This window comes from Nostoc foliaceum FACHB-393 (assembly GCF_014698505.1).
In the GTDB taxonomy this organism is placed as follows: Bacteria; Cyanobacteriota; Cyanobacteriia; order Cyanobacteriales; family Nostocaceae; genus Nostoc; species Nostoc foliaceum_A.
Genome location: NZ_JACJTD010000003.1, coordinates 236,188 through 259,305, shown reverse-complemented (window position 1 = coordinate 259,305; position 23,118 = coordinate 236,188). Strand labels below are relative to the sequence as shown.

Annotated in this window: 23 protein-coding genes, 1 tRNA gene and 1 pseudogene; 8 read left to right on the top strand and 17 right to left on the bottom strand. The window is 43.0% G+C overall.

The genetic code is table 11. The features are described from left to right. Positions 1-54: 54 nt before the first annotated feature. From H6G92_RS04600 to H6G92_RS04590, 3 genes are all read right to left on the bottom strand, one after another. Positions 55-1,344, bottom strand: coding sequence for a cation:proton antiporter (locus H6G92_RS04600; RefSeq protein WP_190891217.1), 1,290 nt, complete (start codon positions 1,342-1,344; stop codon positions 55-57). A 344-nt stretch (positions 1,345-1,688) separates the two neighbouring features. After that, positions 1,689-2,123, bottom strand: coding sequence for a hypothetical protein (locus tag H6G92_RS04595; RefSeq protein WP_190891215.1), 435 nt, complete (start codon positions 2,121-2,123; stop codon positions 1,689-1,691). Between the two features lie 125 nt (positions 2,124-2,248). After that, on the bottom strand, positions 2,249-2,974 hold the full coding sequence (locus H6G92_RS04590) for a GDSL-type esterase/lipase family protein (protein ID WP_190891213.1): 726 nt from the start codon (positions 2,972-2,974) through the stop codon (positions 2,249-2,251). A 198-nt stretch (positions 2,975-3,172) separates the two neighbouring features. Here H6G92_RS04590 and H6G92_RS04585 point away from each other — a divergent pair, with 198 nt between their 5' ends. Further along, complete coding sequence (locus tag H6G92_RS04585; RefSeq protein WP_190891211.1) at positions 3,173-3,364, top strand: hypothetical protein; 192 nt, start codon at positions 3,173-3,175, stop codon at positions 3,362-3,364. Positions 3,365-3,429: 65 nt separating this feature from the next. Here H6G92_RS04585 and H6G92_RS04580 read toward each other — a convergent pair. The 3 genes from H6G92_RS04580 to hisF all read right to left on the bottom strand — a co-directional run bounded on the left by H6G92_RS04580 (position 3,430) and on the right by hisF (position 4,664). Then, a tRNA-Ala gene (locus tag H6G92_RS04580) sits at positions 3,430-3,502 on the bottom strand. A 94-nt stretch (positions 3,503-3,596) separates the two neighbouring features. Beyond that, the gene (locus tag H6G92_RS04575; protein ID WP_012410736.1) at positions 3,597-3,791 is read right to left on the bottom strand and encodes a hypothetical protein; all 195 of its coding nucleotides are present in this window, start codon (positions 3,789-3,791) and stop codon (positions 3,597-3,599) included. Between the two features lie 99 nt (positions 3,792-3,890). Further along, on the bottom strand, positions 3,891-4,664 hold the full coding sequence (gene hisF, locus H6G92_RS04570) for an imidazole glycerol phosphate synthase subunit HisF (protein WP_190891209.1): 774 nt from the start codon (positions 4,662-4,664) through the stop codon (positions 3,891-3,893). Positions 4,665-4,854: 190 nt separating this feature from the next. On the opposite strand from hisF, the gene ruvB reads away from it, so the two are divergent. Next, entirely contained in the window at positions 4,855-5,955 is a 1,101-nt protein-coding gene (gene ruvB, locus H6G92_RS04565) for a Holliday junction branch migration DNA helicase RuvB (RefSeq protein WP_190891206.1), read from the top strand. Positions 5,956-5,981: 26 nt separating this feature from the next. Here the strand turns inward: ruvB and H6G92_RS04560 are convergent, their stop codons facing one another. Next, the gene (locus H6G92_RS04560) at positions 5,982-6,776 is read right to left on the bottom strand and encodes a collagen-like protein (protein WP_190891203.1); all 795 of its coding nucleotides are present in this window, start codon (positions 6,774-6,776) and stop codon (positions 5,982-5,984) included. A 65-nt stretch (positions 6,777-6,841) separates the two neighbouring features. Continuing rightward, entirely contained in the window at positions 6,842-7,084 is a 243-nt protein-coding gene (locus H6G92_RS04555; protein WP_190891200.1) for a hypothetical protein, read from the bottom strand. A gap of 502 nt (positions 7,085-7,586) precedes the next feature. Between H6G92_RS04555 and H6G92_RS04550 the strand changes: the two genes are divergently transcribed. From H6G92_RS04550 to H6G92_RS04540, 3 genes are all read left to right on the top strand, one after another. Continuing rightward, positions 7,587-8,390, top strand: a complete 804-nt coding sequence (locus H6G92_RS04550) for a tetratricopeptide repeat protein (protein ID WP_190891198.1) — start codon at positions 7,587-7,589, stop codon at positions 8,388-8,390. A gap of 11 nt (positions 8,391-8,401) precedes the next feature. Next, positions 8,402-9,676 carry a glycosyltransferase gene (locus H6G92_RS04545; RefSeq protein WP_190891195.1) on the top strand — a complete coding sequence of 425 codons (1,275 nt, stop codon included), beginning with the start codon at positions 8,402-8,404 and terminating at the stop codon, positions 9,674-9,676. A 149-nt stretch (positions 9,677-9,825) separates the two neighbouring features. Beyond that, complete coding sequence (locus H6G92_RS04540; RefSeq protein WP_190891193.1) at positions 9,826-11,097, top strand: glycosyltransferase; 1,272 nt, start codon at positions 9,826-9,828, stop codon at positions 11,095-11,097. A 153-nt stretch (positions 11,098-11,250) separates the two neighbouring features. Here the strand turns inward: H6G92_RS04540 and H6G92_RS04535 are convergent, their stop codons facing one another. The 5 genes from H6G92_RS04535 to H6G92_RS04515 form a co-directional block, all read right to left on the bottom strand. Then, positions 11,251-12,024, bottom strand: coding sequence for a phytanoyl-CoA dioxygenase family protein (locus H6G92_RS04535; protein WP_190891191.1), 774 nt, complete (start codon positions 12,022-12,024; stop codon positions 11,251-11,253). Positions 12,025-12,061: 37 nt separating this feature from the next. Then, positions 12,062-13,450: a cytochrome P450 gene (locus H6G92_RS04530; RefSeq protein ID WP_190891188.1), complete on the bottom strand. Its 1,389-nt coding sequence runs from the start codon at positions 13,448-13,450 to the stop codon at positions 12,062-12,064. An 86-nt stretch (positions 13,451-13,536) separates the two neighbouring features. Then, positions 13,537-14,340, bottom strand: a complete 804-nt coding sequence (locus H6G92_RS04525; protein ID WP_190891186.1) for a TIGR01548 family HAD-type hydrolase — start codon at positions 14,338-14,340, stop codon at positions 13,537-13,539. 40 nt (positions 14,341-14,380) lie between these two features. Further along, entirely contained in the window at positions 14,381-14,851 is a 471-nt protein-coding gene (locus tag H6G92_RS04520; RefSeq protein WP_190891184.1) for a DUF29 domain-containing protein, read from the bottom strand. 62 nt (positions 14,852-14,913) lie between these two features. After that, a complete protein-coding gene (locus tag H6G92_RS04515; RefSeq protein ID WP_190891182.1) occupies positions 14,914-15,384 on the bottom strand; it encodes a DUF29 domain-containing protein in 471 nt (156 codons plus the stop codon). 138 nt (positions 15,385-15,522) lie between these two features. On the opposite strand from H6G92_RS04515, the gene H6G92_RS04510 reads away from it, so the two are divergent. Then, on the top strand, positions 15,523-15,822 hold the full coding sequence (locus H6G92_RS04510; protein WP_069071048.1) for a 30S ribosomal protein PSRP-3: 300 nt from the start codon (positions 15,523-15,525) through the stop codon (positions 15,820-15,822). Between the two features lie 10 nt (positions 15,823-15,832). Here the strand turns inward: H6G92_RS04510 and H6G92_RS04505 are convergent. The 3 genes and pseudogenes from H6G92_RS04505 to atpD all read right to left on the bottom strand — a co-directional run. Further along, positions 15,833-16,300, bottom strand: a pseudogene (locus H6G92_RS04505) (WD40 repeat domain-containing protein); the annotation flags it as partial. A 530-nt stretch (positions 16,301-16,830) separates the two neighbouring features. After that, positions 16,831-17,244: an ATP synthase F1 subunit epsilon gene (gene atpC, locus H6G92_RS04500; protein ID WP_190891180.1), complete on the bottom strand. Its 414-nt coding sequence runs from the start codon at positions 17,242-17,244 to the stop codon at positions 16,831-16,833. Positions 17,245-17,332: 88 nt separating this feature from the next. After that, positions 17,333-18,781, bottom strand: a complete 1,449-nt coding sequence (atpD, locus tag H6G92_RS04495) for a F0F1 ATP synthase subunit beta (RefSeq protein WP_190891177.1) — start codon at positions 18,779-18,781, stop codon at positions 17,333-17,335. A gap of 830 nt (positions 18,782-19,611) precedes the next feature. Between atpD and H6G92_RS04490 the strand changes: the two genes are divergently transcribed. Further along, entirely contained in the window at positions 19,612-20,436 is an 825-nt protein-coding gene (locus H6G92_RS04490; RefSeq protein WP_190891175.1) for a SirB1 family protein, read from the top strand. Positions 20,437-20,494: 58 nt separating this feature from the next. Here the strand turns inward: H6G92_RS04490 and H6G92_RS04485 are convergent, their stop codons facing one another. Beyond that, positions 20,495-20,944: an SRPBCC family protein gene (locus H6G92_RS04485; RefSeq protein WP_190891173.1), complete on the bottom strand. Its 450-nt coding sequence runs from the start codon at positions 20,942-20,944 to the stop codon at positions 20,495-20,497. A 199-nt stretch (positions 20,945-21,143) separates the two neighbouring features. Between H6G92_RS04485 and H6G92_RS04480 the strand changes: the two genes are divergently transcribed. After that, the gene (locus tag H6G92_RS04480; RefSeq protein WP_190891171.1) at positions 21,144-22,796 is read left to right on the top strand and encodes a mechanosensitive ion channel; all 1,653 of its coding nucleotides are present in this window, start codon (positions 21,144-21,146) and stop codon (positions 22,794-22,796) included. The last annotated feature ends 322 nt before the right edge of the window (positions 22,797-23,118 follow it).

Here is a 23,118-nt window from a genome sequence, read left to right as displayed (position 1 = left end):
AAAGCAGATAATTTTCCCCAATTTTTAGGTAATTAATTTTATCTTTAAATTTGCTTAAGTGGAAGTTTTCTCATAGCTTGTACCGTGCAACAAAAAGCTAACCAGTGGTGATGCCATAAGGGTAGTGATGACTGCCATAATAACCATGATAGTGAATAAAGTTGGGGTGATTATGCCTTGCTCCAGACCAATATTGAGGATGATTAATTCCATCAAACCACGAGCATTCATCAGAGCACCGATAGTTGCAGATTCGCGCCAATTTTCCCCGGCTAATTTTGCAGCCAACATACAAGCAATACCTTTGCCAAGAATTGCGATCGCAATAATTAAGAGCGTAATTCCCCACAAAGTAGGTGTGTTTACTAATCCAATTTGAGTGTTGAGTCCAGAGAACACAAAAAATATCGGTAGCAAAAAAGAAGTAGTTAAAAACTCAGTATATTGGCGAATTTGTTGGGCAAATTCTCCGCGTGGAGTTACTGCTCCCAGCACAAAAGCACCGAATATTGCATAGATACCTGTGACATCAGTAAACCATGCACAAAACATCAAAATTATCAACATTAAAGTCAGGCTTTGTCTGTTCACGCCTGCATCGCGTTTTGTCATGCGTGTGAACGCTCTCAGTAGAGGTTGACCGAGAAAAATTGCAAATAGCACGTAGCAAATGCCACCACCAATTGCTAATATGGCGATGCTCAGAGAATTTTTCACACTAGCAAGTACGATCGCTAGCAAACACCAAGCAACTGCATCATCTACCGATGCTGCACCTAAAGCCAAAGTACCGAAGCGGGTTTGTGCAAGACCGCGTTCGTAAAGAATGCGAGCTAACATCGGAAAAGCCGTAATTGTCATCGAAGCGCCTAGATACAAAGCGGCTGACCAAGACGTTACTTTTGGTTGAAAGAAATCGCCATTGTGATAAAACCAAAAAGATGCGATCGCTCCTAAAATAAAAGGAGTGATAATCCCGGCAGCAGATAGCAAACTTGCACTTTTGATATGATGTTTTAAGAGTTTGGTATTGAACTCTAAACCAATTAAAAACATATAAATTGCCAACCCAATCTGGCTAATAGCATATAAAATTGACATTGATGGATTGGGTATCTTCAGTCCTACAGCAGTGATAATGGGAAGCTTAGGAAACAGCCATTGCTGAAAATCCGGTGCAATCAATCCTAAAAGTGATGGGCCTAGCATTACACCTGCAATCATTTCGCAAACAACATCGGTTTGACCAAGATAGCGGCGTCCTAAAATCGTGACGATGCGACAAGTGACTAAAATAACTGTGAGTTGCAGAAATAGCTGAATAACCAGATCAAAATTTGACATTGCACTTCCTTAATTTGCGTCTCTGCATTGAAATAGGGATTGTGAATTAGGGACTCTTTACTAGGACAATTTTGATCGGGATTCAACTCCCAACCAATGTTCATAGCGACACACATAGCTGTACGTCAATACAACATATTGCATCCAAACTAAAACCGCCATATATGATTTTTTTAATTTGCGATTTAATTGTTGATTTTTGATTACAGCGATTTTCAGGTAATTCAACCATATATTAGGGGCGCACATCTGTGCACCCCTCCAGGTAATTACGGTTCAAATAGATCAAAAAGGCTGTAACTAACTAAATGAAAACAGATTGAAGATTTCGATAATTTGAGGTTTTACAACCACTCTCCACCCCGGAAACGCCAACGGGGAAAGATAATTCGCATCAGGCTTTGTGAACTAATAAAAACTGCTAGCCACACGACGCTATAGTGCAATAGGAAAGCTGCTGGCGAAAGTTCTTCTTTAGGTAAAGGTATTGCTAAGAAGCCAAACAGTTTTATTCCAAAAAACACAAACACTAACTCCCATATACCAGCTAAGAGTTGATAAGCTGCGGGCCAATCCCTATCCCAGCGCGATTTTTGGAGATAGTTATAAAGCACATCCCAACCTAAGCCAAAGATGGCGACATAACCAAGTATCCAAAAATAAACCGAGTTAGGACTAGAACCAATCAAACCAATTACAAAGGGCAAAGACACAAGTACGCCCACCGTTGCAAGTAATAATAATCGAGTTTGCCAACGACCTAATAAAGTTGGTGTCATAAAAGTGCTGAATAAAAAATAGGAAAAAGATGGATTTAAAAATTCAGCACTATTGTAGTGCTTTTTGCAAGGATGGGAAACATGAGAATATTAGGTTAGCCCTAAGCATCAACATATTTATCTGATTACGATGGTTTAAGGTGGTAATCAAATTTAGAATGGTAAGTTGCAATCGCATCCCAATTGATCACATCTTCTAGCAAAGCTTGGTAACCTAGTGTATTAGGATGAAGACCATCTTCACTCAAACGTTTAAGCCGCCAATTTTCACCGCGTTCCATCCATTTCTCAAAAATATCTAAATAGGGAATCTGCCGTTTGGTACAAGCAATTCGAGTTGCTTCTTTGTAGCGGTACTGATCGGCATGATTATAATAAAAACAATCTAAAAATGGCATCTTGGCTTCATCCACTGGCACCATGCCCACAAATAATACAGGACATAGTTGTTGTGCTAAATCTAGCAGAGAAGCAATTTCCTTTTCAAACAATGTAAAATCTGTGTAACTTCGGCCATCAGGACGCGCCAACCGCGCTGAGTCATTCACGCCTACTGATAAAATAATCAAGTCGGGGACACGATTTCGCAGTTCACCCCGGTGGCGGAACTCAACTTCTAGCCTTTGTGCTACTTGTTGCGTGCGATCGCCTCTTACCCCTAAATTATAAAGAACATGACCGGCACTATCCGGCAACATCCACCATCGCCGTAGTTGCTCAATCCATCCTCCTTTTTCCGGATCACCGAATCCATAAATTAAGCTGTCCCCCAGTGCGACAATCTTCATTGGCTGAAAGTGATTTGGTGGTACAGACAGCTGCATTGAGGAAGAAGCTAGAAATGTGTGCATTTAAGAACTATATTTTATATCTTTACAAGATTCTATACATTTCTATACCATAGATGGCTATCTTTAGTGTCCAAGCATCTATGAGGTTTCTACTTGTTGATATGGTTGCAAGGTTAATATTGCCGCAGTTCGGCAACAAGCGATATCAGCGGAAGCGTTGGCGCAGCCCGCACTTCTCTACGAGACCCTCTTGCTAGCTTGCTTCTCGAAGGAGTAAGACTTAGCTCACTGATCACCGCAGGCATCGCACAAATCATTGATACTGATGATTATGAAGTTGAAGAAGTGCTAGAAAATTGGCTAGAGTTCTTACAGCAAAAACGAATCGCCTCAGAAACCCATTACAGTCTCTATCATTCCAACTTGCGAGACTGGCTAGGTAGACAGTAAATAAAAACCTTCTGAAAAATCATCCTAAACCTCTCCATTAATGGAGAGGTTTAAAGTCTGACGAATGGAGCTAAGCGGATTCGAACCGCTGACCCCCTCAATGCCATTGAGGTGCGCTACCAACTGCGCTATAACCCCTTAAAATCCATTATACATAATGGCTTAATTATTGGTACTTTGTCAAGCTTCTTGTAGAAACTAAATTTTTAATATCTCCTCAACCACTGGGCACTCACAACGACACTTGCAACAAATAGGTCATACAGTGCCCCATCAAAAAGTAAACCACTAACATGGCAGCAGCAGCCAGAGCAACCAATGTACCAGCCAACATTAGAGAAAATTCTTTACTCTCGTAAGCTTTTTCCATTAAGTGCAGCGACCACGCCACCAGGGCAACATCAAAGAGTAAAATAGGAAGCAACATATTTTTTAATATTTGTTAATACTTGTAAAATAATATTAACACCCTTTCAGGGAAGTGTGTCTAACCATAGATAGATGTCATTAAACAGTAAATAATAGATTAGGAGAATGTTCTTACTGGCACGTTGCGATCGCGCAAATAATTTTTGATTTCTGCTACGCTTAATTGACCGTAATGTAACAATGATGCGAGTAATGCTGCTTCAGCTTTGCCTTCAGTTAGGGCTGTGTAAATATGTTCACAATTACCTGCACCACCAGAAGCAATGACTGGAATTTCTACAGAATTGGCAATTGCCCGTGTGATCTCAATGTCATACCCGGCTTGGGTTCCATCAGCATCCATACTTGTTACTAGCAGTTCACCGGCCCCCCGTTTTTCAACTTCTTGTGCCCACAGTAGAGCATCTAAGCCTGTATTTTCCCTGCCACCCCGCACATACACATCCCAACCTGGATTCTCCGGGTTATTTCTGCGTCTGGCATCAATTGCAACAACTATGCACTGATTACCAAAGCGATCGCTTGCTCTATTAATCAAGTCTGGATCACGCACCGCCGCAGAATTAATACTAACCTTATCTGCGCCCGCTCGTAACAAAGCTTTAACATTTTCTAAGGATTGAATGCCACCACCCACAGTCAATGGAATAAACACCTGTTCAGCAGTCCGGTAGACCACATCTAAAATAGTAGCTCGATCTTCATGAGTAGCTGTAATATCCAGAAATACTAACTCATCCGCACCGGCTTCATTGTAAACCTTGGCTAGCTCTACCGGATCGCCTGCATCTTGGAGATTTACAAAGTTAACTCCTTTTACAACCCGTCCCGCCTTCACATCTAAGCACGGTAAGATTCTTTTAGATAACATAATAACTTTTGTACTTCTGGGTAATTGACCGGAATTTAAATTTTAAATTGGCGCGGGTATTTCCAAACGAAAATTTTTACACCCCTTGTTTTAAGCACGTATTGCAAGATGGGGCATTGGTAATTCTTTTTCCCTCTGCTCCCCCCGCCTCCGCCAGTCCCTAGTCCCCTTAAAAGTAGATAGCTGAATTATGGCGATAATCTCCTCGAAAAAACAGCCTCCAGAACCCAACGGAGAACCAAAGCAGCGTCGGGAGTCCGCGAAAGCACCATCCACAGAAAATATTTTGAAGCCTGAAGCCGCTATTGATGAACAAGAACAGCAGGAAGAAGGAATTCGACCGCACCGATTTGCCGATTATATTGGGCAAAAAGATTTAAAGGATGTGCTAGATATTGCCATCAAAGCAGCCAAGTCTCGTGGTGAGGTGCTGGATCATTTGCTGCTTTATGGGCCGCCGGGATTGGGCAAAACCACAATGGCAATGATTTTAGCATCGGAAATGGGGGTAAATTACAAAATTACCAGTGCGCCAGCCCTAGAACGTCCACGAGATATTGTTGGGCTATTGGTGAACCTTAAGCCTGGGGATATTTTATTTGTGGATGAAATTCATCGCCTCTCGCGGATGACGGAGGAAATTCTCTATCCGGCGATGGAAGATTATCGCTTAGATATTACTATTGGTAAGGGTTCCAGCGCTCGGATTAGAAGTTTACCGCTGTCAAAGTTTACCTTAGTGGGAGCTACAACCCGTGTGGGTGCTTTAACTTCGCCACTGCGCGATCGCTTCGGCTTAATTCAAAAACTCCGATTTTACGAAGTTGATGAACTGACTAAAATTGTACTGCGAACCGCTCAATTACTCAAAACCCCTGTTACAGAAGCTGGTGCCACAGAAATTGCCCGTCGGTCACGCGGAACGCCACGGATTGCGAATAGGCTACTTAAGCGAGTACGTGATTATGCTGAAGTTAAAGAATCTGGGGATATTAATGAAAGCATAGCATCTGAAGCATTGCAACTATTCCAAGTAGATCCTTGCGGTTTAGATTGGACAGACCGCCAGATGCTGAGTGTAATAATTGAACAATTTAACGGTGGACCAGTGGGTTTGGAAACAATGGCAGCAGCAACGGGTGAAGATACCCAAACAATTGAAGAGGTGTACGAACCTTACCTCATGCAGATTGGGTATTTAACTCGGACTCATCGTGGAAGGATGGCGACTAAGGCAGCATATAAACATTTGGGGTTTACGCCGCCTAATGAACAGTTATCGTTGCTTTGAAACTATTAAACTTGATACCAAGTGAATTACTGCGGTATGGGAGAAGGATTAGGGGGATTAGGGGAAGCGGTTTTTCTTAAGGATGCTAATTGATTCTTAAGTGTATTGTTTTGTGTCTTTAAGGTTGATACTTCCGCCCTCAAGTTTCCTAACAACTCTCTCACATTAGCTAAATCTTGCGTTTCACCTTTAAGACCTTGGGGGCCTGTTTCGCCTTTAAGACCTTGGGGGCCTGTTTCGCCTTTAAGACCTTGGGGGCCTGTTTCGCCTTTAAGACCTTGAGGGCCTGTTTCGCCTTTAAGACCTTGGGGGCCTGTTTCACCTTTAAGACCTTGGGGGCCTGTTTCACCTTTAAGACCTTGGGGGCCTGTTTCACCTTTAAGACCTTGGGGGCCTGTTTCGCCTTTAAGACCTTGGGGGCCTGGTTCACCTTTCAATTCCTCAAGACTTGGCAACTGTGATATTAATTCAGAAGTGATTACACCTTGATTTTTTAAATCAGCAACTTGGCGTGCAATTTGCAAGTTTAGCCTAGCCATTTCTGGTGTACACATCCCAGACAAGTCTGGTTGTAATTTTACTGGGTTATTGTCTTTACTTCTAAAAGATTGGGCTACATTTGTAACTGATTTAGCCGCACTAATTGTTCCTAATATAACTAAAACAATGACAATTCCATTTAGAATTACAACGCTGATATTGCCAGAATCAATATTTAACTTTAGGTATCTGACGTAATCACGCCCAACTTGAATTAAGTTCTTTCCAGCACTTCCAACTTGAGAACCATTATGTTCGTAAGGTGGTTTATCTAAAGTCATTGTTAACCCCTCTTAAATAAAAGTGGAACTAGACAAGAGCGTTTTATTGTTTTGATTACAATTAACTACTTAGGCGATTGTGGTGTGGAAGTCTCTGGTGTTATATCAATTCCGAAACCTGGTACTTTTCCATTCAGACGAAGCATAACAGATGCACCAATAGCTAATATGGCAACAAAAATGACTGAAATCCACACACTAATTTTGGTATTAGTGGTCTGAGTATAGTCTCTACCGACCTGAAGGACATTCCCCTTATTGGTTTTAGCTTCTTGATTTTGGCGATTGTAATTTGAATCGTTACTCATAACTTTTAGCCATTTATAATAATGACGAATATTGTTAGGGTTAGTCTCACCTTTGGAGGTATAGATTAGTCTACAAGTTGAAGTCAGCCATTTTCGGATTCCTTCTCAGACATTTTTGTAAAAGTTAAGTTTCACTCTTTGCTTTTAATTGTTTTAGCAACAAGAAGACTTAAAATGCCAAAAATAGAAGGTAATATCTGCGAAAATCAATATAGGTCTATGCACAATTTATAACTTTATCTGATGTTTAGAGTAGGCATAGCGTTTTTCTCTTCAAAGTGGCAACAAGAGATAAGAACACCATTTATATGTATCAATTTTTACTAAACTTAATTCTGTATCAAGATATTAACTAGCAATAAAAAAATCTTATTTTTTGCACTATCCTATGGGGACAAGACTTTAATTTCTTGACTTATAAACTAATCTCTTGCATAACAAATAAGTTATTACAATAATAAATTGTGGATTCTAAACCATATAAAAACACAGATAAACCCAGATGATTAAGTTGATTGGTATTTTTCTCAGTCTGTTACTTATATTTGGCTGGGGTACACCAGTCATGGCAGAATCTCAGCAGCCCATTACTCAAGAACAGTTAAAACAAGGCGATGAGTGGGCAAATCAAGCGTTTACAGCGACGAATCAAGGTGATTTTGCTACGGCTGAAACTTACTGGACAAAGATTATTGAGCAATTTCCGACAAATGCCGGGGCGTGGAGTAACCGGGGAAATTCGCGGGTGAGTCAGAATAAATTGCAAGAGGCGATCGCAGATTATAACAAAGCGATAGAATTAGCGCCGAATGTCACCGATCCATATTTGAATCGGGGGGCGGCGTTGGAAGGGATGGGAAAATGGGAAAATGCGATCGCAGATTATAATCATGTCTTAGAACTCGATCCTAATGATGCGATGGCGTATAACAATCGGGGCAATGCCAAAACAGGTTTAGGAAAATGGGAAGATGCGATCGCAGACTACAAAAAATCAAATGAGATAGCGCCAAATTTTGCCTTCGCCCGTGCCAATTACGCTCTCGCTCTTTATGAAACAGGTCAAAAAGAGCAAGCAATCCGCGAAATGCGAAATATCGCCCGTAAATACTCCAAATTTGCTGATGTGCGTGCCGCCCTCACAGCTGCATATTGGGTAAATGGAGAACAAGGTGAAGCCGAAAGCAACTGGGTAGCAGCTTATGGACTTGATAGCCGCTACAAGGATATTGACTGGGTAAAAAATATCCGCCGTTGGCCGCCCAGCCTAGTTACTGCTTTGGATAAGTTCTTGAAAATCCAGTAGAGGCATTGCTCATGACTCATTTTGGTATCATCTGTCCTGGTGCAGCAACCGGCCCTCTTAACACTATGCTTCCCTTGGGACAGGAACTTCAACGACGTGGGCATCGCGTCACCTTCTTTGGCTCACTCGATACTCAATCTAAGGTACTGGCAGCAGGAATAGAATTTCAAGCAATTGGTGAAAAAGATTTTGTCCCTGGCTCAACAGCAGAATCCTTTACCAAGTTAGGTCAACTGCGGGGATTGGCTGCGTTGCGATACACTATTGACCTGCTGAAGCTTGTTTCATCTGTGACACTCGAAGAGGCTCCAGCAGCAATTAAAGCAGCAGGCGTAGAAGCTTTGCTAGTAAACCAAAGTTCACCAGAGGGAGGAACAATTGCCGAGTTTCTAAAAATTCCTTTCATTACTGTGTGTAGCGCTGTGGTGCTGAATCGAGAACCTAGCATTCCTCCTTTTTTCACAACTTGGAAGTATAGCCCAGCTGCGTGGGCCCGCTTACGCAACGAAATAGGTTACACGTTAGTTAATAGCGTCATCAAACCACTTGAAGATTTGATTAATGAATATCGTCAAGAGTGGAAATTACCCCTGTACTCTAATCTTAAAGATAGTGACTCTCCACTGGCTCAAATAAGTAATGCACCTGCTGAGTTTGAATTTCCCAGGGAAGAATTAGCTCCTTGGTTCCATTTCACTGGAAGCTACCATACTTCAGCTAGTCGAGCACCTGTTTCTTTCCCTTATGAAAAATTGACCGGGAAACCGTTAATTTACGCTTCGATGGGAACATTGCAAAATCGTCTGATTTGGGTTTTTGAAACTATTGCTTCAGCTTGTGAAGATTTGGATGCTCAGTTAGTAATTTCTCTGGGAGGTTCTGCTAAACCAGAATCATTACCAGACTTGGCAGGAAATCCTTTAGTAGTTGAGTATGCACCTCAATTAGAAGTGCTGGAAAAAGCCACCCTCATGATTACTCATGCGGGAATGAATACAACAATGGAATGTTTAAAAAAAGGAGTGCCAATGGTGGCGATTCCAGTTGCCAATGACCAGCCAGGAGTAGCAGCGCGGATCGCTTGGACAGGTGTGGGTGAGCTTGTCACTCTCAAAAAGCTGAATGTTCCCAGATTGAAGAATGCTATTAAGCGCGTGTTGACAGAAGAATCTTATAAACAGAATGCCCTGAGATTGCAAGCAGCTACTCTTCGTGCTGGGGGGGTAAGTCGAGCGGCTGATATTATTGAGCAGGCTGTTTCTACTGGCAAGCCTGTCTTGGCTTAAACACAATAATGAGAATCCCAGTCTAGTTATAGCTTTGGATAAGTTCTTAAAAATCCAGTAGGCACTTGTAACTCAGCAAAAATTTCTTTTCTTTGCCTATGTAACTGTTTTCTGGTATACATCATTGTAAATATACAGAAACAGTAGCTATGACTCATTTTGGGCTGATCTGTCCAGCAACAACTGGTCATCTCAACACTATGCTCCCCTTGGGTAAAGAACTTCAAAAGCGGGGTCATCGCGTCACCTTATTCGGTATACTTGATGCTAAATCCAAGACACTAGCGGCAGAGTTAGAATTCCAAGCCGTTGGTGAATCTGAATTTCCCACTGGAGCGATCGCTGAATCGATGACTCAGTTAGGTAAACTGAGTGGAATCGCAGCACTGCAATATACCGTCAACTTCCTCAAAGATCAGGCGGCTGTTATGCTCAGAGATGCACCGTCAGCAGTGAAGCAAGCAGGTGTGGAAGCACTTTTAGTAGATCAAGTTTCACCAGAGGGAGGTTCTGTTGCAGAATTTCTAGGTATTCCTTTTATTACAGTTTGCAGCGCTGTGGTACTGAATCGAGAACCGAGCGTCCCTCCTTATTTTAAAACCTGGGGCTACAATCCAGCTTGGTGGGCGCGATTACGTAACCGAGCCGGCTATACATTGCTGAGTCGCACCGTAAAACCCATTACAGAGGTGATCAATCAGTATCGCCAAGAGTGGAAATTACCCCCACAGCTTACCTCTAATGATCGCTATTCTCAACTAGCTCAGATTAGTCAACAGCCTGCACAATTGGAATTCCCAAGGGAAAATTTGCCTCAGTGCTTCCATTTCACAGGCCCTTATCATAGTCAAACTGGTCGCGAACTTCCTGATTTTCCTTATGAAAAATTGACCGGACAACCATTGATTTACGCCTCAATGGGGACTTTACAAAATCGCCTATTGGGAATTTTTAAATCTATTGCCGAAGCTTGTAATGATTTGGATGCCCAACTAGTGATTTCGTTAGGTGGTTCTGCAACTCCAGAGTCTCTGGGAAGTTTGCCGGGAAATCCGCTGGTTGTTAGTTATGCACCCCAATTGGAATTGCTGCAAAAAGCGGCTCTCACCATTACCCACGCAGGTATGAATACTACTTTAGAGTCCCTAAACAATGGGATACCAATGGTAGCAATACCAATTGCTAATGACCAGCCAGGCGTAGCAGCACGTATAGTTTGGGCTGGTGCTGGTGAATTGGTGCCGCTGGCTCGCTTGACTGTTCCCAAATTGCGAAATGCTGTACAAAAGGTGTTGACGGAAGATTCTTATAAAAAAAATGCAGTTAGGTTACAAGAGGCGATTCAGCGAAACGGTGGCGTGAGTCGAGCCATTGATATTGTGGAACAGGCCGTATCTACAGGGAAGCCTGTTGTTTCTTAGGAAATGTCTAAAACAACTTTTAAGAGATTTTCAGCATTTTTTTTGACTAGTACAGCACGGCGGAAATAAACCACCCATTCCAAATCAATGAAACGCTTACGTTGTATTCATTTTTAATTTTTAATTTTTAATTTTTAATTCCGCCTTGCGGTACTAGTCGTTCCAATTTCCGGCACGGATTCTTTTGACATCCTTATAAAGGGCTGACTTAAATTCGTACCCAAGTAGCTGTTTAAGCTTTGGACTGGCACGATCTAAAACTTCCTGCTGCATATCATGCAACGGGTTTTCAAGGGGACGAACATACTTAGGAGCATAGTTACCAAGGATTGACACTCTTGGTTGGTCACTAGAATTAACAGAGGTATCATGCCAACAAAGACCGTGGGAAATCACCACAGAACCAGCCTTGCCAGTTACCTTTTCACCCGTTTTTGAAAATTGCACTAAGTCAGGTGGGCTGCAAAGCTTCTGACTATCTGGAGCGAAAACAGGGGCACCATTCTCCTGTGTGAAATCTTCAACCATCCAAATTACTTGAATCTCCATTACAGGATAAGCTGGAAATGGCGGCTTCATAGTCCAATAAGGATAGTCTACGTGTACCCCCATATTTGTTGCACCAGAGTTGAGGATATGAGCCGAGAAACCACCAAGAGTCACATCACTACCCAAAATGGCTTCAATGACTGTAATCACTGTTGGATGCTGCACCATCAACTCGAAGATTTCGCCTTTGTAGACTAAGCCATAGACTCGTTCTCTTTGGTCGTCAAGCAAAACTTTTCCTTGCAGTTTCTCCTTCTCGGCTAGTTGGAGAACAAGCGATCGCGCTTCCAATGCCTGTGTTGGATTTAACACTTCAGGAATCAGGATATAACCTTTTCCTGTAATAATTTCATCTACTAGACTTGCAACATCTTTCATGGTAAATGCCTCCCTGGCGATCGCATTCTCAAACTTTCTAAACAAAACTAGTTTCTCGAACTACCTGATTTTGCTGGCGTCTCCCCTTCACCACCATCTTCACACCACCTGCTGGGCTAAATAGCAAACCCTTACGTACTGGCTGCACTGGTTTGCTATCAGCCAGTTCCATCTCCCAGTGAGACAGCACTTTTGCCAACACCAGTTTCATCTCAAACAAGGCAAATGCCATGCCAATACAGCGACGGTTCCCGCCACCAAAGGGTAAATACTCATAAGGAGAAAATTGCCGTTCCAGAAAACGCTCTGGCTTAAATTGCTTCGACTCTGGATATAAATCTTCTCGATGATGGGTCAAATAAATAGAGGGAATGAGCAAAGTACCAGGCTCAAAGTTGTATTCCCCAATTTGTAGCGGTGATTTGACCAATCGATTTAGTCCCGATACCGCTACTGGGTAAAGGCGTAGGGTTTCAGAACAGACAGCATTCAAATAAGGCAATCGGAAAATGGCATTTGCATCTGGTTGTTCACCTAACTTATCTAGTTCTTGCAGCAGTTTTTCCCGCACCTGCGGCTGATGATGAATCCAGTACAGCGCCCATGATAAGGAAGTTGCAGTAGTTTCGTGACCTGCCACTAATAGAGTCATCAGTTCATCACGTAATTCCAAATCTGTCATTGGCTCTCCCGCCTCATCACGAGCAGCCATCATCAAAGATAGAATATCAGTTCGAGATGGATCGGGTTGTGCTTTGCGATCGCTAATTTCGGCGTAGATAAGTTGATCAATTTGCTGCCGTAAACGCAAGTATTTCCCCCAGGGACTCCACGCTCCTAAATCCTGTCGCATTGCTGGGAAAAGAAGCAGAACTGTTCTTAAAATAGGGATTTTGGGATTCAGGATTTTAATCAGGAATTCATGGAGTTTCTCATAACGTGGCCCATCTTCTAGACCAAATACAGCTTTCAAAATTACTTGGAAAGAAATTGCTTGCATTGATGACAGAACTGCAAAGGTTTCTCCAACCTGCCACTGATTAGTTACTTGCTCAGTGATGTCGCAGATTAATTCACCATAAGCTAGCATTCGTTCCCCATGTAAGGGTGGTGTCAATAGCTTTCGTTGTCGCTGATGAGGCTTTCCTTCCAGTGCCAGTAGTGATTGGCGTCCTAATAAAGGCGCTTGAATCCCTGCTGACTCACCGGAGTCTAACTGTTTTGGATCTGTAGTAAAAATCTGCCCAATCGCTTGGGGATTACTAATGAAAACTTGAGGAGCAATATTTTTTCCTAGCTGAAGGGTGAAGATATCGCCATAACGTTTAGCACAGTCTTCGATGTATTCTAAAGGATTAGTCAGCCATTGATACATCTGTACCCAAGGGTGAGTTTGAGGACCATTAGGCAGTTTAAGTGCAGACATTTTTATTAATCTCCCAATGATTAAAGCAAGATTGTTATCAGCCAGTCATTCATGCACCCCTCGCTTGATTAATCTTAGACTACAGATCAAGCAAACGAATTTACCAATTCTTGAATCTGCCTAGGGTTTAATTCCTGCACATTATGCAAAACTACTGCTGCTCCTGCTGCTATTAGTGTCTCACTGTATGCATCACTACGCGCTGCTGTTTCCTGCACATGGGGGGGTAAAACTCCTACACCAATCCAAGTGTGAGCAGAATCTAGACTCCGTGCTTTCTCGACGGTATACATATCTGCTACCGTATCTCCCACATACACGATCGCTAATCTTTCCTCAATTCCATTTTCTAACTCACGAACTGTAGCGAAAAGTCCCGTAGGGTCAGGTTTCCCTGGTGCATCTTCCATCGCAATCAACACTGGAGATGCCAAACCCAGGCGTTTTTCTAACACGTAGTTGGCGGAAGCACGAGTCGCACCGCTAAAAAATCCCCACGCAATCCCGGCTTGGGTAAGTTGTTCTAAATAGCTAGGTTGTAATAATAAGGGTTCATTACAGATATACCCCGTAAAATTATTTGGGTCAGGGCCTCGATAACGCGATTGAAAAAAAGCAACGATCGCACTGTAATCTAATTGCAGTTGTTCGCGCGTCTGTCCTTGGGTTTCAAAGTAGCGGTAAATTAATTCCTGCGATGCTTCCCAATCGTTGTTCCACACGCCTTCAGACTTCAGTTGGTCAATATCCAGTGGTGTTGGACGATATGCTTGGGTAGTAAAATATTCTACGGTATCTGCGATCGCCCGGCGATAGGAACCGCTAACATCGCGTACAACGCCATCAATATCGAAAACAACGATCGCTTTTACAGAAATTGGTTGAGTCATGGAATAGGAAGCAAAAGAGTTTTACATCATCATAATGCGCTCATGGCTCAGGTAAAAAATCGGGGTCAAGGGCTTGCTCTGGCGTGAAGAGAGATTTTTCTGGGAAGATAGCGATGTCTAATCCAGTTTCAATGACAGCCAGTCGTCTAGCGGTTTGATAGCTTTCGTCAAAAACTTGATCAAAGTAAGGTTTCAAACTCGGACTTTCCTTGAGTGCCTTTTGGACTCGCCTACGGTGTTCTAAAATTGTGTACTGCCAACTTTTTGAGCGTCTTTCAGTTTGAATTTGATATTTGAGCAGATGCATCAGCAACACTTCCAGATTGCTCTCCAATGCCCGCTTTTCACTTCTGCCCATCGTTTCAATTTCTTCAATTAAATTCTCTAAATCTAGTTCTGTGAGCCGACCTTGTTTGAGCAGTTCTGCCGTGGTTTGAATCCACAGGTAAAAGTCTTGCTCATATAAATCTGAACCAGATGTTTTTTGAGATTGGGGCAGTTGGGCAGTCACGTTGCTTCGCTCCGAATTCAAAATTCAAAATTAACAGTAAAATCTTCTAAATCAGGGTGTGATTATGGCTCAGGTAAAAAATCGGGGTTGAGGGCTTGCTCTGGGGTGAAGGGAGATTGTTCGGGGAAGGTCGCCAAATGCAATTCAGTTTCATCAGCAGCCAAGAGTCTAGCATCGTCATAACATAGCCCAAAAACCTCATCAAAATAGGGTTTAAGGCTAGGACTTTCTTCTAGAGCTTGTCTGAGGCGTTTGCGATGCTCCCGAATTGTTGCTCGCCAACTACCAGAGCGCTTCTTGGCTTGATATTTATACTTCAATAGATGCATTAGCACCACTTCTAAGTTGCTTCTCAGTGCTTTCTTTTCACTCCTGCCCATCGTTTCAATTTCATCAATCAAATTCTCTAAATCCAGTTCTGTGAGCCGACCTTGTTTGAGCAGTTCTGCCGTGGTTTGAATCCACAGGTAAAAGTCTTGCTCATACAAATCTGAACTAGATGTTGTTTGAGATTGGGGCAGTTGAGCAGTCATAAGCATCTTTATTTAGCGCTGACTAAACCTTATGGTAGACCATTCTCAATCACAGTTTGGTCATATGATAGGGTATTGCGTTAAAATAAGCGATCGCTATCCTAGTTCAGTAATGCCCGGAAATTCCCGGAGGTGTGATTGACCAAGTTTATTTTGAAAATTCTGTGGTTAGACGAAAACGTTGCTCTTGCAGTCGATCAAATTGTCGGCAAAGGCACAAGTCCCTTGACTAAGTACTTTTTTTGGCCCAGAAATGATGCCTGGGAAGAGTTAAAAAAGGAATTAGAGTCCAAACATTGGATTACTGATGTGGATCGTGTCGAGTTGCTTAATAAAGCAACAGAAGTGATTAACTACTGGCAAGAGGAAGGCAGAAACCGTCCAATGGCAGAAGCTCAATTGAAATTTCCAGAAGTTGCCTTCACAGGTAGCGCTTGATATTACAAAATTAGCTATTGTCCTGTTCTACAAGCTGCCACAGTTTGATAGTCTTGTCCCTGCTGCCGCTTGCAATTAATTGTGTAACTTTGCTCACAGCAACAGCAGATACTGAGTCTACATGACCAGAGAGAGTAACAATCTCTTCTGCTGTGCTTACCCTCCAAAGTTTAACTGTTTTGTCGCAACTTGCACTTAGGAGCGTTTCGCCATCGGCAGTAAAAGCCACAGCCACCACAGACCAAGAATGGCCTACAAGTGTGCAAATTAGCTGACCAGTGTTTACCTCCCACAATTTAATAGTGTTATCATCACTACCCGTCGCCAAAATTTTCCCATCGGGACTAAAAGCGACTGTCAAAACCGCCCATGCATTACCCGAAAGGGTAGCTAACAAGCTATAGCATGGGCGGTTTTGAAGTTATCTCTGGGAACCTTCTAATGCAGATATCTGCCACAGGCGAATTGTTCTGTCATAGCAGCATTTTTACTGAATTACAATAAAGTATAAAAATTGCTAAAACATACTAGTAAAAATAGCTTCTTATTAAGATGCAGAAATTCTTAGGTCTAACCGTTTGCTTATCTGCTGTTATCTTATTTGTGCCTACAATAGTCTTTAGCCTTCCGCCTTCAGTTTCTTTAGCAAGCATTTGTATAGTTTGATAGTGCCAAAGTGATGAAACTTATTCACAAGGCTACTTCTAGGGTTTTATCCCTATCCTAAACATTAGTTCTAGGTAGCATTGGCAGAGTTAACACTACCAGCGATCGCTAACGTTGCTACGATAGATGCTGCAAAACGAGCTACCTTATTTTGTTTACGAGTACTAAGCAAAGATGAAAAGCTTTTCATAATTTGTGCCCATTTGGGCAACTAATTAGTTAAGTTAACACTTCACCAAGGCTGGCCTTGATTTCTTAAATTTGGCGTAATTTTTTAAAAATTAATAAATATTTTGTAGGTTGGACATTGCCCAACCTACAAAGTGGAAATAGAAAGTTAAATTAGACCAAACCGCCAGCCGCTTGAAACCGAGCGCGGGCCCGTTTGAAGGCTTGGTTTGCCTGAATTTGGGCTTGGCGATCGTCCGCTGACACTTGACTTAGACGCGCTTCTGCTTGGTTGTAAGCAGTACGGGCTTCATCAAGGTTAATTTTGTCGCCACGTTCAGCGCCGTTAACCAGAATTGTCACTTCATTTTCTTCGACTTCGGCAAAGCCACCCAAAAGAGCGATCGCTTGCCAATTTTGATTTTTAGCGGCGCGGACTCGCATTACACCAGTATCTAGGGCGGTCAAAAGTGGTGCGTGTCCAGTTAGGATACCTAGTTGACCAGTGGTACTAGGCAAAACTACTTCTTCAGCTGGGGCATCCCATACTGTTTTATCTGGGGAAATTACACGAACGGTTAATGTCATTTGTCTTTTGTCCTTTGTCCTGTGTCTTTTGCAATTTGCCATTAGCCATTAGCAGTTGAACTAATGACTAATGACCAATGACTAATGACTAACCTTTGATTTTTTCAGCTTTAGCGATCGCTTCGTTGATATCGCCAACCAAGTAGAAAGCCTGTTCTGGCAAAGCATCCAACTCACCAGACAGAATCTTCTGGAACCCTTTGATGGTATCTTCCAACTTCACATACTTACCAGGGGAACCGGTAAATACTTCTGCTACAAAGAACGGCTGGGACAAGAAGCGCTCAACTTTCCGCGCCCGCGCCACGATTAGACGGTCTTCTTCAGACAATTCATCTAGACCGAGAATGGCGATAATGTCTTGGAGTTCTTTATAACGTTGCAGAGTTGATTGCACCGCCCGCGCAGTATTGTAGTGTTCGTCACCTACAATATTTGGTTGTAGCATGGTGGAAGTCGAACCAAGGGGGTCAACTGCGGGATAAATTCCCTTAGCTGCCAAACCGCGAGATAGCACTGTGGTACCGTCCAAGTGGGCGAAGGTAGTAGCAGGTGCGGGGTCGGTGAGGTCATCCGCAGGTACGTACACTGCCTGAATGGAGGTAATGGAACCCTCTGTTGTTGAGGTAATCCGCTCTTGCAGTTCACCTACGTCGGTTCCCAATGTGGGCTGATATCCTACCGCTGAGGGCATCCGACCCAGTAGCGCGGATACTTCCGAACCTGCTTGCACAAACCGGAAGATATTATCAATAAACAGCAGCACATCCTGCTTGTTCACATCCCGGAAGTACTCTGCTACTGTCAATCCCGAAAGACCAACCCGCATTCTCGCTCCGGGTGGCTCGTTCATTTGACCGTAAACTAGAGCAATTTTTGATTCGTTGAGGTTGTCTTTGTTGATAACCCCAGATTCAATCATTTCGTTGTAAAGGTCATTGCCTTCACGGGTGCGTTCACCCACGCCAGCAAAAACGGATACTCCACCGTGTTGGGTAGCAATGTTGTTGATCAACTCCATCATGATCACGGTTTTACCAACACCAGCACCGCCGAATAGACCAATCTTACCGCCGCGTCGATAGGGAGTCAGAAGGTCAACAACTTTAATCCCGGTCTCAAACACCGAAGGTTTGGTTTCCAGGTCGGTGAATTTGGGAGCAGAGCGGTGGATGGGTAAACTTGCCTCAGCATTTACAGGGCCTCTGTTGTCCACAGGTTCGCCAAGGACGTTGAAAATGCGACCCAAAGTGGCTTTACCAACTGGTACGTTGATGGGAGCGCCTGTATCGGACACTTCAAAACCGCGCACTAAGCCTTCGGTGGAACTCATCGCAACAGTCCGCACCTGGTTGTCGCCCAGCAGTTGCTGTACTTCAACGGTGATGTTGATTTCCTGTCCAGCTTCGTTGGTGCCAACGATTTTCAAAGCGTTGTAGATTTGTGGCAATTTCCCGCCGGGAAATTTTACGTCTACAACTGGACCAATGATTTGGGTAATGTAGCCAATGTTTGTTTTTTCTGCGGTTGTGACCATGCTGCGCCTAATGAGTGAAGCTAGTTTTCAGATACGGTCGGAGAAGACATAATAATAAGCAATGTCAATTTTCACTTTAGCACCGGACGGGGACATAACTCCCTTAGTAATTCCTTAAAAAGGAGTTTGGCGGCTGTGGTTGTAGCCCTTATCCTGACCTTTATCCCTAATCTCATTTTTCAGATGCGATCGCCCTAGCTATCACGCGGTGTAGCGAAAGATGCTACTCTATTAAATTGCCTAAATCAGATTTGCCAGCGAAATTAAACAAAAATCTTCCATAGCAGGTGAAGATTTAGCCTTTCACTGCGATCGCACCTACAAGCACTAATTACTAGGCTATCGGCATACTATTAACTTGATATCAGATAGATTATATAACTACCAGCATTATTGATAAATAGAGTTGAATAAACAAGTATTATTGCTGTTGTTCACTAAAAGTTTACAATATTAATTTGTATTTTCCTAAAATAGGAAAATTGTCAAAATCAGAATATATAAAGCTTTTAAGGCGATTTCGTGGCTAATACTAAATTAATAACTATATAAAAATTGTATAAATTTATAGTGTTAATTTGTGGAAATTACATATTCATACCACTTTATGTGCTTTGCGTGGGCGCAGCCCGTCGTACGTATCACCAACACAACATTTATTCAAGTTAGTTGGCAATAGAATAGTAAAGCTATGTACAAACTAAATTTCCAAAACTTCTGAATATCCATAAGATAAAGATAGGTACAAAAAACTGTTTTTAGCCAAGCTGCAATGTCTGGATTAGGCGTAGCTGCGGCTTCATCCTCACACTTCCACCGAGCAACAGCTTATGAATTTCTCGTCAGCACGACAATATTTTTACCAGGAGATTCAGCAGTCTGACGAGCACATTGACTTAGCAAAGGCAGCTTTGTATATTGCACAAGAAGAATATCCCAATTTAGACCCAGAGGAATATCTCAACGCCCTTGATACAATGGCATGGGAGCTTCAAGAACGACTGCCTGACTCACGATATCCTTTACGAATAGTTCAAAGTATTAACCAGTATCTCTACGATGATTTAAAATTTTCTGGTAATAAAATTGACTATTACGACCCGCGCAACAGCTTTTTCAATGATGTAATTGACCGCCGACTGGGGATTCCCATTACCTTAGCGCTGGTTTACCTAGAAGTTGCCCGACGGATTGATTTTCCGATGGTGGGTGTAGGGATGCCAGGACATTTCATAATCCGCCCAGATATTCCAGATATAGAGATTTTTGTCGATGCTTTCAATGGTGGCGAAATAATATTTGCCCAAGATTGCGAGGAACGCCTGTCTCAACTTTATCAGCAACCCGTGTCGCTACAACCAGAGTTTTTAGCTGTAGTCAGTAATCGGCAATTTTTGGCACGAATGCTGACAAATCTAAAATTTATTTACCTCAAACAGCAAGAGTTAGAAAAAACGCTGGCAGCAGTTGAACGAATTTTGTTGCTGTTTCCTGGTTTAACTTTAGAGTTGCGCGATCGCGGTCTGATCTATTATCAACTCGGTTACTACCCCCAAGCTGTAAACGACTTACAAAATTATTTAACAAAAGTTCCCGATGCCGAAGACGCATCTGTAATTCGGCGGCTACTTACCGAATTGGGTAAAGATCGGTAGGAGGGATGGAGAAGCAGGGGAAGAAATAAGTAATGCCCAATCAATGCCCAATTACGAATTACGAATTATGTTGTTCTTCTGCGACTCGTTTGAGGCGGCGCAGCTGGGCTTGCATATCTGCTTTTGTCCAAGATGCGGCAAAGGTGTTGAAACCCCAACTAACCAAGGGGTTAGGGATATCGTACTCAAAGCGGTTGAGTAAGAGCGTTCCCTTTTCTGTGGGTTGACATTCCCAGCGATCGCGTCCTTGGAAAAACCCCTGAAATTCCCAGACTACCAAACCCGGTTGTCGTTCCACAACTACGCTATTCAAAGTGGGTTTCAGTAGAGGAATTTGAATGATAAAACGGCTTTCACTGCCGACATCGGTGCTCCAAGCTTCGCCCACTGGTTCGCAACGGAGGACGGGATTCAGCCAGCGGTGCATGAGAGCTAAATCGCTAAGACAGCGCTCCACTACCGTAGCTGTAGCATTAATTTGAATCGATTGTTCCAAAACTTGGGACATTCCAGATATTTGATGCTGTTGCTGCAATTAGAGTAACGCAAAATTCAGCACTGCCAGTAAATTAAATCAAATATTAGTAACAAAGTCAAAAATTACTCTTGATATCAATGCCATAGATATATGTTTTTACTGGTAAATTGATAGGCAAAACACTTACTCAGTGTTTGCGGCGAATACTTAAGCATAATTTCGCAAAACCATGAACACAACTTGGCAAGGAATAATCCAGGTGATAGAAGTTGGTTTGCCCATGAGGGTGCAGCAATTTTTGGCACAATCGCCCAGCCTGCAACCGACGCAACCAGCAGTGAATCAAGGAATCGCTGATGTACAAGGTATTGTTCAAGAGATAGTTCGGTTTACGCCCCGTCTGCTGGGGGCAGTAGCAATTTTGTTAGTAGGTTGGCTAATTGCAGCGATCGCAGCAGCAGTGACGCGAGGAATCCTCAATCGCACAAACATAGATAACCGCATTGCCGCAGGGATAACGGGTCGTCAAGATGTTCCTCAAGTGGAGAAATTCATCTCTAGCTTAGTGTTTTGGAGCATTCTCTTGTTGACGGCGGTAGCTGTTTTACAGACATTGGATCTGGAGGTAGCATCTCGACCCCTGAATAATTTTCTTAATCAACTTATTGGCTTTTTGCCAAAGTTGGTTGGTGCAGTAATCATTTTGGTAACCGCCTGGTTTTTGGCGACCATTGTGAAGATGATCACTGTGCGTTCATTACAGGCATTTAACCTGGATGAGCGTTTGAATCCAGAACCAGAAGATAGGGCACCCAGCCTCAATCGGTTGTCTCTGAGTGAGACAATTGGTAATGCTCTGTATTGGTTTATATTTTTACTGTTTCTTGCCCCAGTTTTGGATACTCTCGAACTAAGGCAGGCTCTACAACCAGTACAAGCTCTCATTACAGAAGTTCTGCTAATTTTGCCGAACATTTTAGCGGCGATCTTAATCGCTGTAGTTGGCTGGTTCATCGCTAATGTAGTACGGCGGATTGTAACAAACTTGCTGGCGACAACTGGTATCGACCATTTAGGTAGTCGATTGGGATTATCTTCGACTGCGGGGGTGCAACCTCTATCGAGCATTATCGGCACAATTGTCTATGTTTTGATTTTGATTCCTGTGGCGATCGCAGCCCTCAATGCCTTGGGAATTGCTGCCATATCAGTGCCTGCGATCGCAATGCTGCAACAGGTTCTCAACGCCCTACCTGCCATCTTTACAGCCGTTGCAATTTGGATTGTTGCCTATTTCGTGGGGCGCTTTGTCGCGGATCTGGTTACAAGTATCCTTACCAACTTAGGCTTTAATAACATTTTCACCATCCTCGGTCTGGCAACACCCAGTAGACGCATCGAAATTTCAACAGAACCAACAGTTGAACCGACTCCAGCCCGTACTCCATCGGAAATTGCAGGCATTGTTGCCTTAGTGGGTATCATGCTATTTGCAACGGTGGCGGCGGTGAATATCTTGAATATTCCAGCCCTGACAGCATTGGTGTCGGGTATTGTGATCATATTCGGGCGGATTTTGGCGGGATTGGTGATCTTTGCCATTGGATTATTCCTGGCAAATCTGGCTTTTAACATCATTACCAGTTCTGGTGAACGTCAAGCACAGATTTTGGGACAAGTGGCGCGGATTGCAATTATTACCTTAGTCTCTGCAATGGCACTGCAACAGATAGGAGTTGCTAGTGATATTGTCAATTTAGCCTTTGGACTTTTACTAGGTGCGATCGCAGTTGCGATCGCCCTAGCTTTTGGTCTTGGAGGGCGCGATATTGCGCGAGAGCAAGTTCAAGAATGGCTCGACTCTTTCAAAGGTAGAAACTAAAAGTTGATGAAAGCGTAATTTCATCTATAAATCTCTGAAAATGCAGCCAAAAGCATCAGTAGTGGAGAAAATCTCTCGGCAATTTTACCTAAAAAGTTGAAAGTTAGAGTTTAGAAGCTCGGAGTTTGAGTGTAGGACTTGACATTTCGAGTTTAAAGGTCGAAGTTTCGAGTTCAGAAGCTCAAGTTCCGAGTTCAAAGGTCGAAGTTCCGAGTTCAAAGGTCGAAGTTCCGAGTTCAAAGGTCGAAGTTCCGAGTTCAAAGGTCGAACTTCCGAATTCAAAGGTCGAAGTTCCGAATTCAAAGGTTGAAGTTCCGAATTC

Bases quoted from the DNA above. Each gene is read 5' to 3' on its own strand.
- H6G92_RS04600 (WP_190891217.1), bottom strand. From the start codon at position 1,344: ATGTCAAATTTTGATCTGGTTATTCAGCTATTTCTGCAACTCACAGTT.
- H6G92_RS04595 (WP_190891215.1), bottom strand. From the start codon at position 2,123: ATGACACCAACTTTATTAGGTCGTTGGCAAACTCGATTATTATTACTT.
- H6G92_RS04590 (WP_190891213.1), bottom strand. From the start codon at position 2,974: ATGCACACATTTCTAGCTTCTTCCTCAATGCAGCTGTCTGTACCACCA.
- H6G92_RS04575 (WP_012410736.1), bottom strand. From the start codon at position 3,791: ATGTTGCTTCCTATTTTACTCTTTGATGTTGCCCTGGTGGCGTGGTCG.
- hisF (WP_190891209.1), bottom strand. From the start codon at position 4,664: ATGTTATCTAAAAGAATCTTACCGTGCTTAGATGTGAAGGCGGGACGG.
- ruvB (WP_190891206.1), top strand. From the start codon at position 4,855: ATGGCGATAATCTCCTCGAAAAAACAGCCTCCAGAACCCAACGGAGAA.
- H6G92_RS04560 (WP_190891203.1), bottom strand. From the start codon at position 6,776: ATGACTTTAGATAAACCACCTTACGAACATAATGGTTCTCAAGTTGGA.
- H6G92_RS04555 (WP_190891200.1), bottom strand. From the start codon at position 7,084: ATGAGTAACGATTCAAATTACAATCGCCAAAATCAAGAAGCTAAAACC.
- H6G92_RS04550 (WP_190891198.1), top strand. From the start codon at position 7,587: ATGATTAAGTTGATTGGTATTTTTCTCAGTCTGTTACTTATATTTGGC.
- H6G92_RS04545 (WP_190891195.1), top strand. From the start codon at position 8,402: ATGACTCATTTTGGTATCATCTGTCCTGGTGCAGCAACCGGCCCTCTT.
- H6G92_RS04540 (WP_190891193.1), top strand. From the start codon at position 9,826: ATGACTCATTTTGGGCTGATCTGTCCAGCAACAACTGGTCATCTCAAC.
- H6G92_RS04535 (WP_190891191.1), bottom strand. From the start codon at position 12,024: ATGAAAGATGTTGCAAGTCTAGTAGATGAAATTATTACAGGAAAAGGT.
- H6G92_RS04530 (WP_190891188.1), bottom strand. From the start codon at position 13,450: ATGTCTGCACTTAAACTGCCTAATGGTCCTCAAACTCACCCTTGGGTA.
- H6G92_RS04525 (WP_190891186.1), bottom strand. From the start codon at position 14,340: ATGACTCAACCAATTTCTGTAAAAGCGATCGTTGTTTTCGATATTGAT.
- H6G92_RS04515 (WP_190891182.1), bottom strand. From the start codon at position 15,384: ATGACTGCTCAACTGCCCCAATCTCAAACAACATCTAGTTCAGATTTG.
- atpC (WP_190891180.1), bottom strand. From the start codon at position 17,244: ATGACATTAACCGTTCGTGTAATTTCCCCAGATAAAACAGTATGGGAT.
- atpD (WP_190891177.1), bottom strand. From the start codon at position 18,781: ATGGTCACAACCGCAGAAAAAACAAACATTGGCTACATTACCCAAATC.
- H6G92_RS04490 (WP_190891175.1), top strand. From the start codon at position 19,612: ATGAATTTCTCGTCAGCACGACAATATTTTTACCAGGAGATTCAGCAG.
- H6G92_RS04485 (WP_190891173.1), bottom strand. From the start codon at position 20,944: ATGTCCCAAGTTTTGGAACAATCGATTCAAATTAATGCTACAGCTACG.
- H6G92_RS04480 (WP_190891171.1), top strand. From the start codon at position 21,144: ATGAACACAACTTGGCAAGGAATAATCCAGGTGATAGAAGTTGGTTTG.